This window comes from Alicyclobacillus fastidiosus (assembly GCF_026651875.1).
In the GTDB taxonomy this organism is placed as follows: Bacteria; Bacillota; Bacilli; order Alicyclobacillales; family Alicyclobacillaceae; genus Alicyclobacillus; species Alicyclobacillus fastidiosus.
Map to the genome: position 1 here is coordinate 5,024,421 of NZ_CP104067.1, position 16,544 is coordinate 5,040,964.

Consider the following 16,544-nt stretch of genomic DNA (forward strand, 5'->3'; position numbering starts at 1 on the left):
GATGGATCTCCTCCAATGTTTATCCTGCATGGGCACATCAGATCCCATAGAGTTCGTAGTTAAGTAGCCTATGTTCAATCTCTTACAGAGGGAATGCGCTAGATTCAGACAGTGACTCGATTTCATCCGCTGTGACTTCTCTGCCAAGCTTCGAAGATAGAAAAATCCCTTCGCTCACTTTCATCGTCTGAAGTGCTAACCAAGCAGTGTCATACCGTTCAGGCATTTCCCCACTCAGATATGCGATCCAGTGGGCTTGATCATCAGTGTAGAAACGTTCCGTCGGGTCAGCAAACTGCCCGAAAAATGCATTATTCGCAACTTCAAGATTGGTTTCAAAGGTTTTGTAATCGCGTTCCCCGATGAATTTCAGACCAGGTTGACTACCCGAAGGTCCGTGATCCTGAGTAAACCGAAGACCTCCCTGGCTACCTGCGACAAAGCTCGTTCCCAAGTCGTCCATGTTAATCGCCCAAGTCTCAATGATGTCGAGGGTGAGTCCGTCTTTATACTTTGCGAAACCAACGCCCATCTCTTCCACTTCCATCATGTTGGCCCCCGGAAGTGCGGGATTAATCGGAACTTCTTGATAGACGGATCCGCTGACCCGTTCAAGCTCTGGCACACCAAGGATATATAGCATCTGAGAAATCCGATACACGCCCATATCGTAAAGCGCGCCGTGTTGTGCGGACTTCTGCCGGATGAAGTCTGTCGAAAACGCCGGAGGCGGAATATCCAAGCCCGGGCGCATCTTTCGCCGGTAACCCACCGAACGTGCGTGGTATACGTGCCCAAGTTCACCCGCTTCGATCATCTTGCGGGCCACACGACTCTGCGGAAAGAACATGAAATCCAGGTGGATGGACAGTTCCTTACCGAATTCTTTCGAAGCCTCATACATGGCTCGTGCGTCCGCGTAACTACCTGCCATCGGCTTTTCGCAATAGCAGTGTTTCCCTGCCTTCATCACTTCAATAGCCATGGGTGCATGAAGATTGTTGTGCAGGCACACATCCACTGCGTCAATATCTTCGCGCTTCAGCATCTCTCGGTAGTCCGTATAGGCGTGTTCGACTCCCCACTCTTGGCACCATGCTTCGACTCTCGTCTTATCGAGATCACACCCCGCAACGACCTTGACGTTCGGCAGTTTACTGTAGCGCTCCATATGTTGCTTCGAAATTACACCAGTTCCAATAAATGCAACCCGGACTTCCTTCATACGCGTTCCTCTCCCTTGTTCTTTCTGTGATAAGCAGATACTCCGAAGATAGAGAAGTCGAGGAGTCCCGGGGTCACTCCTTCAGGTGATCCCGTAATAGTGATGCGTACTCTTACAGCAAGCACGGGATCAAAGGTCCGGTAATCCACAGTGAGGTCTATTTCGTTTTCCGTCGCATCGACAAGCGTCGTCCAGTAGTCGCCTTCGGCTCTATCGGAATACTCGATGGAATACTGGTACGGGCCAACATCAATGCCCGCATCAAAGTGGAGTCCGATATCCTTCCACATCAATCGAATCGCCGAGATGAAGTATTTCCCCTGTAGAAGTACTCCGAATTGAGGTTTGTTGTCTCCTTCCGCCGGCTGCCACCACGTGTGAAGCGCCTCATCGACTGCAAGAAGCGGATAATGGCCCGGGGCATACGAAGATGCAAGCGTAGGCTTAAACGTGCATAGCTGGACGAGACCTGCTTGATTACCATCTTCCGGGCGTTCCAAAATACCTGGTTTGAACTGAGGGACATCGCATCCCGTAAGGGCATACAAACTTCCGTCTGCTGCAACACCCACAGGATCCATGCCGATCCGGCGCTCCATAATGGCATCCGCGCTCACCGGGATCGTGTAGAAACACCATAGGGTGTCCTTTGGACCTCGAACTATCGATCCGTGGCCGCCACCTTTGATGAATCCAGTACGGCTACGACTAACAGGGTTGCTCGGTTGAAGTTTGAACTCGCCGAGCGGTGAATCCGACACATACGCGCCCATGCAATAGTTGAAGTACTCGGTACCCGCTGCGGAATAGGTGAGATAGTAGGTTCCGTTCAGTTTGACCATCCAAGAACCTTCTATAAAACCGCGAAACCAGTCCTCATTGCCCGCTCCAAAACGTTCCCACCAGTTTTCTGGGTCAAATTGAAATAAAACTTTTGGTTCCGTCAGAAACATGTTGGGCCGTTCAGGGTCTAATTCGGCTCCCATGATAGAAATACCGAGTCCCCAGTATAGATAGAGTCGATCGTCGTCATCTGCAAAAATCATCGGATCGTTGCATAATACTTCCCGTCCATCCTGGAGCGTCCACTCGCCCACCAGACGCCACGGGCCCAACGGATTGTCGGCGATGTGGAGTGGAGTTGAATTTGCTGTTGCATAATACCCTCCCCGAAATCTCTCCACTGTGGGAGCCATGGGCGCAGAGATAGGCATCCACGTATCATCAAAGTGCGCAGTCCAATGAACCATGTCGTCCGAGTCGTATATACCGCCGCTCGTCGTATATAAATACCAACGTCCATCAAAATAGCACACGGTGGGATCAGCAGTTGCGCGCACATCATTTTCGGCAATACGTCCATACTCGTGACTGCGAACATCCGCGTACAGCAATTGAACATCGCTGATCTCAAGACCGGCCTCCCGCATGATATCCGCTTCGGAGAGCATCACCTTTCCGGAACGTCCCCACACGTCTTGTCGATCAGCACGCGATATAGCACGAAGTTTCGGGTAGTCAGGTAAAACGATGGGGTTGCAATAGGTATCTCTTGTGTTTATAACCATTCACCTCACCTTCTTTCATGAATTTTGGTAAATTTATCCTCAACGCGTCGTGATCTATGATTCAGTAAAGTTCACGAAGTAGGGTGTTCGTGAACAACCACCCTACTTCGTAAGGAAACCAAGTCTCATTCCCTTGCGGAAGAAAGTTACTTCACCGGCTTGAGATGGGTCAGGATAATCCCCTCGTCCATTCCTCCTGGCATTGGGTCAGCATACGGATTCGTTTGGCTTGGCCAGCCCGTAAATCGCGTAGTGTTGTACTCGTACCACGAAGCGGCTTGGAGCAATGGGATAGAAGGCAAGTCATTTGCAACAATACTTTCCAGCTTGTAGGCGATTTTCTTTTGTCCTGCCATAGTCGTCGCAGCTGCATATTGTTGTAAGAGGGCAGTGGTAGAAGAATTTTGATAGCCCTCATAGTCCATCGAGCTACTCGGGTTCAACAGACCGTCGTAGAAGAAGTAAGGCCCGGGACCTGAGTTCGAGAATAATACAGCCAATTGATATTTGTGTGCCGACAGCTCGGAGGATACTGAATTATATTGGCCCTCCTGGACACTCGCATTGATTCCAACAGACTTTAAATTTTGCGCGATCATCGACGCAATTTGATCATAATCCGTCCAACCCGCAACCGTGGTGATTGTCAGATTGATTTCCTTCCCATCCTTTGCAAAGAACCCAGAACCATCCTTTTTGTATCCATCCGCGGTTAGGTCTTTCTCCGCTTGGGACGGACTGAACGTAAGGGCATTATCGGATTTTGGAAGACTCGGATCTTGGAAGCTCTTTTGACTGGACAACAGACCCGTCGGCGTTGCCACAGGCTCAAATCCATTCTCAGCCAGCATGGACAACTGTTCACGGTTTATCGCTGCACTAATGGCTTTGCGAACCGCCAGATCCTTGAGCGTCGGATCGGAGAGATTGGTATACAGCAACACATTGCTCGTTGTGGGATACCAGTAATGATTGTGGGCGGGATCTCTGCTGACGAATTGTTTTTGAATACCCGGAATTGGTGTGCCGCCCCAATCCACCTCTCCTTGCTCAATCGCCATGATGCCTACCTCGTTAGTGCTGTACACAGGAACTTTAACTTCACTTACTGCAGGCTTACCGCCCCAGTAATTGGGATTTGCACGGAAGAACACCGCCTGTGGGCTAAACTGGCCGAGTACATAGGGGCCCGTACCTACTGGGTTGGAATTCAGCGTCTTTGTGACATCGCCTTTTACCTTTGACCAGATGTGTTGCGGAACAATGGGCTGCTCCAGAATATGGACCGCATCCGGAACATCTGGACGTTGGAGCGTAAACCGGACGGTGTATGGATTAACGACTTGAACAGACTTCAGAATACCCCACACGCCGTTTTGATCCGCCGCCGGATACTTCTTAATAATATTGAAGGAGAATGCGACGTCATTCGCCGTAAACGGTTTACCGTCAGACCACTTTACTCCATGACGAAGTTGAACTGTCAGCACCGTTGACCCCTTCGACCATGCGTATTTTTCACCCAGCAAGGACCACGTTTTGTTGTTCACCATATCAACGTAAAACAGCGGTTCATAAATTAGGCCCTTTGTATCAATGCTCGTGCTGACAAATGGGTTAAAGTTTTTGCTGGTGTATGAGCCTTGAATAGCTCCGCCGATAGTCAGAACAGAATTTGAGGTGGTCGTCGAAGCTGCACCCGTATTTGCTGTCGCCGAAGATGTCGAAGAATTATTCGCAACCGCAGTCGAACATCCCGCGACGCCCAAGGCTACAGCAACTGCCCCGATACCGAGTAGCGCTCGTTTCATCGTCATATTTTATTAACCCCCTGTTTTTCCTATACTCCAGATTAATAAGTACCAATGATAGGGCGATTGCACTTTGCTACCCAACTACGGAACACCACCTCCTTGTCAATGAAGGAACCTTCTTAACTCCAGTCTTACTAACCCAGAAAACGAATGCTTAATCGTCGAGGCGTTTACTATTTTGAAACGTTTCGGAAAGTTTCAACAGATAACCCTCGCCGTTCATGAAAAATCGCAACCGTCCAAACAGCTACCTATCCAACCTTCTCTCCACGCACTCAGCTATCATGCTAAACTCGAGGTTTACAAGGCACTGTGAACTGAGGAACTCTATCACCCGAAACGCTTAACTCAAATTGGCCAGGGAGCGCTTACACATCCACGAGAGCGGACAACTCTGTCACCCGAAACGTTCTTAAACCTCATTGAACAGACACCGCTTACACAGCCAAAATTGAAACGATTCAGTTGACGCTTGTCATTCTAACACTTGTCATTGAAATATATCAATGACAAAGTAGATTACACGCCAAATCAGCTTTCACATTACTCCGTCGGAATTGCTAAGATGAGGGAAACATGATGAGCGATCACGAAGCTCCTAGACATGTACACTCCCAAATGTTCGGACGTGCCCCTTTGACGAGTCACGTATAATCACTTGTGTCGGCAATATGACGGGGGAGATATCCTTTTCTCCTCGTATCGTTCGAAACAGATTTCGAGCGGCTACCACCCCGAGTTCGTACATTGGTTGTCTGACCGTTGTTAATGCAGGATTTACATATGAAGCGACGATAATGTCGTCAAAGCCGACAACTGCAATCTGGTCTGGCACAATAATATCACTCGACTCACAACCATGTATGAACCCCAAAGCCATCTCGTCGTTCGCCGCAAACACGCCTCCGGGTAAATCGTCTCGTGACAACATGGCTCTCGCAACTAACGCACCGCTTCCTTCTGTAAAATCACCTCGGTATATCAGGCTGTGATCCAACTCAATTCCAAATTCCTCGAGAGACCTCTTATACCCTCGGAATCTCAAATTACTGTCATGGGAATCCGAAGGACCTGACACAAAGGCAATCCTGCGTATCCCACTCTCCAGAAGATGCTTGGTCACCTCATAAGCCCCACCCTCATGGTCGGCTGCGACATGTAGACAATAAGGCACATCAAGGATACGGTCCAACAAAACGATCGGAAGAGTCGGACCGACCGTTGACCGAATTACTTCATCCGGTACAGTTGGATCCAAGACAATCGCTCCATCCACCCTCCCCTCTACGAAGAGTCGAGTCCATGAAGTATTTCTCCCTTTCCCTCCTCTACTTGCAATAGTGGCATACTCGTACTCATCTGCAACATCTTGAATTCCTCTAATTAACTCTGAATAAAATGGCCCTGCCAAATCATGCAGGAAGACCCCAATCGTATCGGTCTTTTGGGTCTTGAGATCCCTTGCAGCTCCATTCGGCCTATAATTCAGCAGTGAAGCTGCCTCCAGCACCTTTTTCCGCGTGGACTCTTTGACCCCACTGTGTCTATTCAATGCGCTTGACGCCGTACCTATGGATACGCCAGCCAATTTCGCAACGTCCTTCAGCGTAGCCATCGTATTCTCCGTTCCGAAACGTTTCAATATGGTATACATATATTCTATAGCGATAGTCCTGTCAAGCAAGAGAGAACTCCATACGCGGCAGAATCTCCTGCACAATTTGTAACCATTGTATATTTCAAAAACATCTTCACGATCCACAAGTTCATCAGCACTTTGAATCTGTCTCAGAAACTACGAATACACTCCGATAAAGTGCTAGACTAACGACTACCTTTGTTAGGCGGCGCCGTTATTTTTGTATCGCAAGCGAATCACGGCGAACTGTACAGTCTATTTTGCACTACAGTCACTAGAGGAGTTTCTAAGTTCGAAGCGGAGAGCACTTACATCTCGGCTGTTTGGGCCGACGAATACTGAAAATGCCCCCAAATCGCTCTTATACTGTAGGTCTGGGTGGTAGTAGCTAAGTTGATCTACCGTGATTCGAAACTCGATATTCTTGGTTTCCCCCGGTCGCAACGAAATCTTTTGAAAACCTTTTAGTTCTTTTAAAGGTCGAACCACACTTCCCACCATGTCGCGTATGTAAAGTTGTATAACCTCCTCACCTTCAACCCGTCCCGTATTCGTCACTTCGACAGAAACGATCAATGGTTCTTCCTCGGTTACATATTCTGCGGATAAATTTACTTCACCGTAAGAAAACGTTGTGTAGCTTAAGCCGAATCCGAACGGGAAAAGTGGTTCGTTAGGAATATCTAAATACTGGGATACATAGCGTTCTTGAGCTTGAGGAGCATTCTTAGGACGTCCTGTATTAAAATGATTGTAATAAACTGGGATTTGTCCTACCGAATACGGAAAAGACATTGTTAAACGTCCAGATGGATTCGTATCTCCAAACAATATGTCGGCAATTGCTGACCCGCCCTCTGTACCAGGAAACCATGCTTCCAAAATGGAGTCTACGTTTTCAATCACCCCGTGCAAATCAAGTGGACGACCATTAAATAATACGGCCACCATCGGCTTGTTCAGTTGTTTCAATTTGGCAATCAGCTCAAGTTGTACATTAGGCAAACGAATATCCGCGCGACTGCCAGCTTCCCCACTCATTTCTGAATTCTCTCCCAACGCAAGAACAATCACATCAGCTTCACGTGCGGTTTGAACAGCTTCCTCCACCTGTTCATGTGTCCCGGTTTGAATATCACAACCCTTAGCGGCGAAAAGTTGGGATGGATCAACCTTGCCTTTTAAACCGTCGTATAGTTGTACTGCCTCTGTTTGGGAACCGTAAATAGACCAAGGACCCAAAATATCACTATTCTGTGCGAAAGGGCCAATCAACGCGATTTTTTGATGCTTTTGTAACGGCAATACGTTTTCGTTTTTCAACAGAACACAGGATTTCGCCGCCAACTCACGCGCTGCCTGTCTATGTGGTTCACAGAGTAATATTTCTTGTTCAAGCTTCTCATCTGCGCCTCGATATGGATTCTCGAACAACCCCAATTTGTGCTTTAGGTTCAAAATTCTAAGTACTGCTTCATCAATCAAGGTTTCATCAAGTGCACCATTCTCGACAAGTTCTTTTAAGTTATTTACATAGCACGGTGTCATCATTTCAATGTCAACCCCTGCCTGCATTGCCTTGTTCGCAGCTTCTGACTCATCAACAGCAACACCGTGCGGAATCAATTCTTTGACAGATCCCCAGTCTGAAATAAGAACGCCGTCAAACCCCCACTCGCCCCGAAGAATATCACGCAGTAAATGTGTATTTCCCGTAACCGGAATACCATCTACTGTATTGAATGACGTCATAACCATTTCACAACCCTCATCCAATGCAGCCTTATAAGCCGGCAAATAGGATTCACGCAACTGTCGCTCCGACATATCAACCGTGTTATAATCACGGCCACCTTCCGGAGCCCCGTAAGCTGCAAAGTGCTTTACGCAAGCAACGACTCGAGTGTTGTCGTTCAATTGAGAACCTTGAAATCCACGGACAAATGCACGTGCAAATAAACTATTCAGATATGGGTCTTCACCCGTCGACTCCATAACTCTCCCCCAACGAGGATCACGCACTAGGTCCACCATGGGCGCAAACGTAACGTGCAGCCCAGCAGCTGATGCTTCCCTCGCTGCAATAGCAGCACTTGCTTCTGCTAAGTCCATATCCCACGAACAACCAATTGCTAGTGGAACCGGGAAAATGGTCCTATATCCATGAACGATATCTCCCATAAACAACAGTGGAATACCTAAGCGATTATTCTTTAGGTGCTCTCGTTGTATTTTGATCACGTCTCTTGCTCCGATTGCATTTATAACGGATCCACTGTTATGCACTACTGCCTTGTTAATTCCCATTTCATCCATTGGTCCAGTGAGACTAACTTTTTTCGAATCTGCTTGATAAAAATCCCTCGTCAATTGGATTAATTGCGCTATTTTTTCCTCAAGCGTCATTTGTTCAAAGACACTATTTACGTAATTTATCTCCATATCGAGTCTCCTCATTCGGTAATATCTTCGGTCTGCTGACATAGGGCGCACCATACGAGCAGACACTCTAGTATGGTAATTAGCGAATACTGTATAGCAACATAAATGTCAATCCAACTTCTATTTAGCGAGGATATCTTGCATCGGAAAATCTCCACACAACTCCTCATGGACACGCTTACTTAACTGGCGTGAGGCATGGCACGCTTGCATCTCCCTCATTGGGCGTTCAGCAAAGGGAGCGACGTACGGATTCTTGGCTGTTGGCCAGCTAATGTAATTCAAATCGTTATGTTCAATTCCATGTTGCACGTTCTACAAGTGGAATTGAAGGCAACTGCTTCGCAACATAATCTTGAAGCTGATATATCTCTCCTTTGTTGTGTTACGTTCATAGTTGACAAGAAATTATTTCAGCAGATTTCGAGCATGGGGCCATGCCCTTTGGTAAACACCCTTGACTGTCTCGCCATCACCATAGCAGAGCCAAGGTTGTTGCAGAGTCCTATTCCTACACCATCTAGTGATACCTCACTTCGTTCGATCTGCAATTCCCGAGAAGGCTCTTCTGATACCTCTCATGTTATGTTTCAACGAACGGTGTTACTCGTTCTAACTACACATCCTATCTTTTTCCACGCAGATTCATCAACCCCTGCGTGCAGCTTCGACCAAAACCAGATAGGCTTCTGCTTTTGCCTAGAGTACTCGATCTCCCGCCGATCTAGTCGCCGAGGTGGATGACATACGCAATCTGCCATATTGATTTTACGACGATGCAACTCGTCCAACCGTGTTTTTTTGGGTAATCGGATTTTGTGGTGGAATGGACAAGGACAATAGATTAAGAAACTGGATAAGCACTCATTGGAGGTGCATGTTTATACAGTTTTTCAATGGGTCTCTTATTCAACTAATCCAGCTAATAGCTTGTCAAGATTACCGATTAAAAAATTTGTGTACATGTGTTAGATTAAAATGAGCAGGGCAAAGAACCTTCCTTATCTTGATGGAAGGTTTTACTTTAATATCTTTAATTTGGATGCTAATTCAGATCTACAAAAAGCTCCTTTCGTTTTAGCAACACATAGATCCAGTGAATCAGTTTGTTGACGCAGGCGATCACTGCTTGCTTATAAGGCTTACCTTCTGCACGTTTCTTGTCGTAGAACGTTTTAAGCCTTTTGTTGCGAGTTTTCCGTAAACCGCATTCGACTGCACAATACAAGGTGTGTCGTAACCGGCTCGAACCTCGCTTTGTAATCCGATTGATGGTTGCAGTGAACTTACCAGACGAGTGCACGCTTGGATCTATGCCTGCAAAAGCGACGAGTTTCTTTGGGTGATTAAACCGGTCTATCTCTCCGATTTCTGAAATAATCGTTGCCGCGATTTTTTCACCGACACCGGGGATAGATTGGATAATCTTATATTCTTCAATCTCTTCGGCAAGGGCATCTATCGTTTTTTCAAGGTGGGATAGATGCTCTTGGTACTGAAGAATCATTTGGATGTACATCTTCAGACTAAGCAGATACCCCTCTAATAAAACATTTCGGAACGGGTTACGCGTAGCGGCAGCAATGATTTCGCGTGCCTTTTCTCTCGACCAACGTTCCGACCTACTCTTACATAACTCTGAAACTCTTTTGGTCAGCTTTGCTTCCGTTACATTCAGCACTGAGTCAGCGGTCGGGAACTCCAGTAACGTCCGTAATGAGACTTTGGAATATAAGTCCCCAAACACTCCTTTGTATTCGGGAAACACTTGGTCTAAAACAGCCTGGAATTGTAGTTTGGTCTGAACGGATAGTCGGGTTATCGCAGCGTGCTGCCGGGTTAGGCTACGTAGGTTTAACAGTTGCAATCCCCTCTTCTTGAAGGGCTCAAAATCCTCTTTGTAGAAGAGCTCGCATAAGCTGTAAGCGTCTACCGCGTCGGTCTTTACCTTACGCAGACTGGATTTCTTGGCTGAGTACGCGATCAATGGATTTACCATGATATACACATAATTCTGGTCATCTAGGAATCGAATGATCGGTGCATGATAGTGCCCAGTCGCTTCAAGGATAATTGTTGGTTGCAGACCTGACTTTGCTTCGACTTCCCGTAAAACCTGATGGAAGTCTTCAAGACCGTCATGAGTGTGAACGACAGTGAACTGTTTACCGTGAGGCGTCCCTTTATCTAAGAATGCTTGAGCGATGCTTTCTCCTTTAGCCACATCCAGACCAATGACTGGATTCAAGTGAACATCTCCTTTGATGTGTAATACCGGTAACCCCTATCCATCTTGCAGTTCATAGCTTCGCTTGTGATACGAGATCGATGTCTCAACCAGCCTCAAACATGCTTCTACAAGTAGGGGGTGAACGGATTAGCTCACGGGTTCATCGACCCACGCCCCCGGACGTTCTACCCGGCTACCGCAATGAAAACCTCTACACAAAGAGAGGTCAACCAGAAATGATGACTGGCTGACCTCATAATACGAACGCCCCCGTTGACAGAACAAGGGCTAACTCATTTTTTGCAATTTGTTACTTCATATGTCGATTCATAAAATTACACAGTTGGATATCCACACGTACCGTCTTCCAACCTAACTTTCGTATAAATACAGGTGTCAACAAGCTCGTCAGAGCCGTTGAACGGTTTCATGTAGTCTTTTATAAGGATGCCTTCAAGATGGTACCCACATCGTTCTGCAACCCTACGACTAGCAATGTTTTTGGTATCACACCGTATCTCAATTCGATTGGCATTAAAGTGCTCGAAGGCAAAATTGGTCACTCCGTTTACTGCTTCGGTCATATATCCATTTCCAGAGGCAGATTCCTTAATCCAAAAACCAATTTCAAATCGACGTACATCCCAACGAATACCCAAAAGTATACAAGTTCCAATAAATTCTCCAGAAGTCTTGTTTATCATATAGAATTCAAATCTTTCACGCAGAAAGAAATTTGCGTAACTCTTACGAGCGGTTTCTTCAGCTTCTTCAATTTCTGGGATATGGTCAAATATCCATTCACTTAGATATGTGAATGATTCCCTGATTGCCTCATTGAGGATAACTCCATCTCCACATTTGGGTGCCCTTAGTACAAGACGTTCTGTTTCAAACTGCTCTGGTACATCGAGAATAATAGGTTTCATAATGGCACCTCCGCATTACGAAAAAATTCTATTCCTTATTGCGTATTCCTGCCCGAGAACTGAATAACCGTCACCCGATGGAACTGAATATTCATGCAAAAATCAATGCACAGAATTGTAGGGTCTTCGCCTCCAATTGTCCAAGTAGACATTACTGATATCAAAACGCTAATCTCGCCGACGAGCGACATGGAGCACAGCCCCCCAGTGGCGGCGAACAGACTTAGCAGGGCGCTTGTTCAGTCGAACGCGGATTTCGTTGTAAAGTACGTCTCGTTTGGAGTCGTCCATGAGGATGTGACCAGAGAACGTGTTTAGAAGATCGATGTATTCCTCAACATGATAGATTCTTTCCCAATCAAAGTGCCGAATACAAACTACGTCAAATAGACCACTCGCTTCAATTTCACTTCTGTGCTCCTGCAGTTGACTGGGCGGGGATAATTAATGTCTTTTGGTCTCCCTACTCCTAACTCGTCGTAAACGTCTTGAATCTCACGAAAGAATGGGTCCTCGTGTTCAGGAAATACGTGGGTCGCGTTCCAGAAGGTGAGGTGTCCGCCACGCCGAAGGACTTGCCATGCCTTGACGTACTTAACTTCAGGGTCGATCCAATTCCAAGCGGTTGCAGTGAATACCAAATCAAAGCATTTGGCCGTTTGAGGTTCCCACTCCTCGAAGTTGCCCTCTATAACGTCTACGTTCATTCCAACAAGATTCCTGCGGGCAACTGCCGCAAGCGCTGAACCAAGTTCCAGGCAAGTAATGGAAATCCACGCTTTCCTAGCGTAAGCGTTGCTTTGCCAGTCGCACACCCGCCTTCCAAAAGACGATCCCTAACTTCCAAATTCGCGATATTGATTAAGCTGTCAAACAATTCGTTGGGATAGTCAGGACGAGCTTTCTGGTACAGTTCCGCAGCTCGATCAAAACTCTGCCTCAATGTTATCCGCTCACTATCGGAAGGCACGTTTCCTCACTCCTTTTTTATCGAACTATACTGCCCGCTTGGGGCGACGCAGCGTATATCCATGCACAGGTGAATGGATCAGCCTGCCCGTTTGTTCAAAACGCAACATTAGGGATGCCTGCTAAACGATAAAAGCGGGACGGACTAGTCATATTCATGACAACAAGTAAGGGTTTTCAATCATGATACACCCCTTCCTCTAATTTCAAAGAGATAAGAGATGGTCACGGACTTGTGTATACGCATCCAATCTCCCTGTTTTCGCATAAAATCTCAAAGCATCGAGCCCTTGAGAATATGTGTGGCACAGAATCCTCTCTTCAAAATGAGGTACTTCAATTCCTTGTGCTTCGCAGCACTGCAAAAATCTCTTCGGCAAGTTAAACCTGGGAGTCCAAAAATGAAACCACGAAACATCATAGAGACCATCCCCATACCTGGCATTTCCCCAGTCGATAATACCCGTCAAAGACTGACCATCAGAAAGGGCGTTGTCTAAAGACAAATCCCCGTGAACAAACTCCCGAACCGAATTACAATACGTTGCGTATTTCATCATGCGAGGTTGAATGACGTCAAACACTCTTTTCTCTAGAAAAGTGTCTTCAAACAGCTCTGTCCACCCGTACCAAAAGCCAGATTGCTTTTCGCAAAAAAAGGCTTCAAGGTGTTCAGTCCAACTCTGGTAGAGTCCGTCACCAGAATGACCGATGGGTCCGTAGCCTCTCGTCGAATCCACATTCGCAGAGCGAAGCTTCATCAACACGTCGACTAAACTCGGTATCACGAATTCGATTTGGTCAGGCTTGTACGCATCAAGTGTGTTGCCGTGAACGCGTTCCGATATGGCAAAGAACATGTTGTTGAACTCGTTGATATCGATGATGCGTGGAACGGGTATACCATAGGCCGTAAGTGTTTCAAATGCATAACTATCCCGAAGAAAACCATCCTCAAAGTGGTTAAACCGTATCACGTAATCGTCATCTTGATGGCGAAATGTGTAGGCTTGACTTGTCTCACCTTTGGTGATGAGTTGCAGCTCAGTCACCTTGGTACCGAAATATGACTCTAAAAAGGCACTCGTAGATTCCATACCCAGATTCGGCTTTACATTAGACATCAATAGCCCCTCATTTCGGATGTTGGCGATTCGAACATACATTAATCATAAACGCCAAAGCGTACGCTAGATCATGGACACGCGGTCTTTGAGCGGAAAATCCAAAATCGAAAAACACAGTCGTACCGTCAACGCCTGGACACACATTCGAGAGTCGGACATCGCCGTGTACGAGTTGAACTGGAATCTCAGACGAAGAAACCCGTTGACGACGGAGGCGTCTAACGAGGAGTTCAAGTAACTGAGCGATCTTTGTTGCTTGTGAATCACTTTGTACAGCGGTCTCAGTCATCCGCTGCCATCGAGACAAAGTGGATGGAGTTGCGTACGTGGCAACCAAGGGACGCGGCACCGTTACATCGAGTGGTACGGTGGAGTTCTCCCATTTGATGAAAAAGCCAAATATACGAATCTAACGTCGGCTTGAGCCTTTTGTGCTGGATATATTCCTCCAATTATGCCCAACGATTCCTACACCGTAACAGTGGTAAACCGTTTACACTGAGAGGGATCGGGACAACTAAACCTTGCTTCATACACCCCAACCGAAGCGCTTGAACAGAGATCAAACGTTGCCTAGACACGAATGGCTGATGAACACGTAGTACGAGATCTTCAGGTTCTATTCTTACGTTGAGGCTCATTGTGCCGCCCAAATCGGTGGCTTTAACACACGGGGAAATCTGCTGCACTAAAGCTTGGACATCGTGGTCATCCAATAACATATGACCAGGATCAGCAGGATCATCGGTCCACCAGTTTAACAGTCGTAGGTGGTGGTTGCTTGCAGTTGACACGAATAACACATCCTTCCCAAGCCAGCGAGACAAGCGCTTAACACGGTAGAACATGTACCTTTGTTTTATCGTACCGCATATAGATAATTTCCCAACGGCGCCTCCGTTCACCTTCAGGTGAGGTTAAGCTGAATCGTGAGAGTCTAGTATTGAAGGTCAAGATTTACCCGATTGATTTCCGGATCTTTCCCCTCTACGTACGCCTTCAGATTCGGCAGAAAGATTTCCATCACTCGCGCGTCGTAATGCTCAGTCGATCCCGATGTATGCGGCGTAATAATGACGTTTGACATCTCCCAAAGGGGACTGCCATCCGGAAGAGGTTCCGTGGAGAAGACATCAAGTCCGGCTCCAGCGATGGATTTGTTTTGAATCGCCGTAATCAGCGACTCTTCATCGGTGGTGCCCCCTCGGCCAATGTTGATGTAGAACGCGGACGATTTCATGGAGGCGAACTGAGACTCGCCCATCATATGGCGGGTTGCCTCAGTCAGCGGCAAAGTATTGACCACGTAGTCGCTCTGTTCCAACGCTTGTTTGAGGCTATGGAAGGTGTACATTTCATCAAAGTAGTCCGCCTGCTTATCGGACCGACGAACACCCAGTACCTGCATTCCGAAGGCTTTGCAAAGTCTCGCGGTTTCTGAGCCGATAGCCCCTGTACCGAGAATCACAACAGTCTTGCCGTGCATTTCAAGCTGTGCGTTTGCATGATGCCATGTGTTCGTTTGTTGATTCTGTATGCAGATATGGAGCTGACGCGTAAGTGCTAGCATCATCCCGAGAATCGTCTCAGATATAGGATACGCGTGGACGCCACTCGAGTTAGTCAGCATAATTCCTCGTTCTTTGAGGGCTGTAAACGGGAATTTATCGACGCCGGCTCCCCAATTGTGAACCCAGCGTAAAGTCGCATTCGAAGATTCGACAGCTTCCTTAAAGACGTCCTTGTTCCATCCCACGACAACTTCGGCGTCTTTTAGATGATGGAGCCAAATATCCTTGTCCTTCCCCGAAATAATCTCCCAATCAGGGGCCACATCTCGGACCTTTGCAAGGTGCTCCTCCGCAACGTTCATGACGAATACAAGTTTTGGCATCGGTGAACCTCCCTGAGTTGCAAATGAAAATAAGTGTTGCAGCATCGACAGTAAAAGATTGAAGATGGCGGAAAGGAGATTGTGGAAAATAGTGTTACAGCCGGACTTCTTCCACAAAGATCATACCAAGAAATCCGCCCCTGAGAGAGACATTGCGAAAGTTTGGCACCCGCTTGGGCCGACGCGTACGTGAAATCCACACCATTGAGCAGGCACATGACGGCTACCCCGAGAAGATTGCATGTGTCGCCCGACAAATAGGCTCAGGATAAACGTGTCACATCGTAACCCTCTTCCAACCATTGCATTATGCACCTTATTTCTTGGTGGGAAGCTTATGGAGCATTCCTGCCCCTTAGTCCCGCAAGAACGGATGACTCGAGGTAAGCATCACAATGTAGCCGTCACTTCAGTGGCAAGAGAATTGCTGGGATTTATATGGGCCATTGCTTGTGAGGTAAAGCAGCAGATGGAGACATCGACTGCAGTATAAGTTTTGGAAAAGAACTGTAGTAAAGAATAATTGTAATTAGGGTTGAAGGTCGGGACTGAAGGCACAGGAATCCGGTACGGGGAAACCTCGTCCCCCGTTTGTGCAAGGTCCAGAACCTGACGCACGAAGCTAGTCCGAGGCAGCCCCATGACGGAGGTACGAAATGTGGTAACCAACCCACGGATATCAGTGTGCCAACCGTCGACGAACCTTG

Annotated in this window: 12 protein-coding genes; all 12 read right to left on the reverse strand. The window is 47.1% G+C overall.

The annotated features are described in order from the left end of the window. Nucleotides 1-82: 82 nt before the first annotated feature. The 12 genes from NZD89_RS24525 to NZD89_RS24580 all read right to left on the reverse strand — a co-directional run bounded on the left by NZD89_RS24525 (nt 83) and on the right by NZD89_RS24580 (nt 15,837). Complete coding sequence (locus NZD89_RS24525) at nt 83-1,225, reverse strand: Gfo/Idh/MocA family protein (RefSeq protein ID WP_268005291.1); 1,143 nt, start codon at nt 1,223-1,225, stop codon at nt 83-85. Next, nucleotides 1,222-2,793 carry a family 43 glycosylhydrolase gene (locus tag NZD89_RS24530; RefSeq protein ID WP_268005292.1) on the reverse strand — a complete coding sequence of 524 codons (1,572 nt, stop codon included), beginning with the start codon at nt 2,791-2,793 and terminating at the stop codon, nt 1,222-1,224. Before NZD89_RS24530 ends, NZD89_RS24525 begins: the two co-directional genes overlap by 4 nt. A 146-nt stretch (nt 2,794-2,939) precedes the next feature. After that, a complete protein-coding gene (locus NZD89_RS24535; RefSeq protein WP_268005293.1) occupies nt 2,940-4,610 on the reverse strand; it encodes an ABC transporter substrate-binding protein in 1,671 nt (556 codons plus the stop codon). Between the two features lie 595 nt (nt 4,611-5,205). Further along, entirely contained in the window at nt 5,206-6,222 is a 1,017-nt protein-coding gene (locus NZD89_RS24540; RefSeq protein WP_268005294.1) for a LacI family DNA-binding transcriptional regulator, read from the reverse strand. 279 nt (nt 6,223-6,501) lie between these two features. Continuing rightward, nucleotides 6,502-8,688, reverse strand: coding sequence for a beta-glucosidase BglX (gene bglX / locus NZD89_RS24545; RefSeq protein ID WP_268005295.1), 2,187 nt, complete (start codon nt 8,686-8,688; stop codon nt 6,502-6,504). A gap of 1,045 nt (nt 8,689-9,733) precedes the next feature. Further along, on the reverse strand, nt 9,734-10,936 hold the full coding sequence (locus NZD89_RS24550) for an IS110 family RNA-guided transposase (RefSeq protein WP_268005296.1): 1,203 nt from the start codon (nt 10,934-10,936) through the stop codon (nt 9,734-9,736). A gap of 317 nt (nt 10,937-11,253) precedes the next feature. After that, on the reverse strand, nt 11,254-11,847 hold the full coding sequence (locus NZD89_RS24555; protein WP_268005297.1) for a GNAT family N-acetyltransferase: 594 nt from the start codon (nt 11,845-11,847) through the stop codon (nt 11,254-11,256). A gap of 377 nt (nt 11,848-12,224) precedes the next feature. Next, nucleotides 12,225-12,662 (reverse strand): class I SAM-dependent methyltransferase, encoded by a 438-nt coding sequence (locus tag NZD89_RS24560; RefSeq protein ID WP_268005298.1) that lies wholly within the window; start codon nt 12,660-12,662, stop codon nt 12,225-12,227. Next, nucleotides 12,551-12,817: a hypothetical protein gene (locus NZD89_RS24565; protein ID WP_268008642.1), complete on the reverse strand. Its 267-nt coding sequence runs from the start codon at nt 12,815-12,817 to the stop codon at nt 12,551-12,553. Before NZD89_RS24565 ends, NZD89_RS24560 begins: the two co-directional genes overlap by 112 nt. Before the next feature lie 205 nt (nt 12,818-13,022). Next, nucleotides 13,023-13,940 carry a phosphotransferase family protein gene (locus NZD89_RS24570; RefSeq protein WP_268005299.1) on the reverse strand — a complete coding sequence of 306 codons (918 nt, stop codon included), beginning with the start codon at nt 13,938-13,940 and terminating at the stop codon, nt 13,023-13,025. A gap of 10 nt (nt 13,941-13,950) precedes the next feature. Further along, nucleotides 13,951-14,232, reverse strand: a complete 282-nt coding sequence (locus NZD89_RS29890; protein ID WP_369125225.1) for a phosphotransferase — start codon at nt 14,230-14,232, stop codon at nt 13,951-13,953. 648 nt (nt 14,233-14,880) lie between these two features. Next, entirely contained in the window at nt 14,881-15,837 is a 957-nt protein-coding gene (locus NZD89_RS24580) for a D-2-hydroxyacid dehydrogenase (RefSeq protein ID WP_268005301.1), read from the reverse strand. Nucleotides 15,838-16,544: the final 707 nt, after the last annotated feature.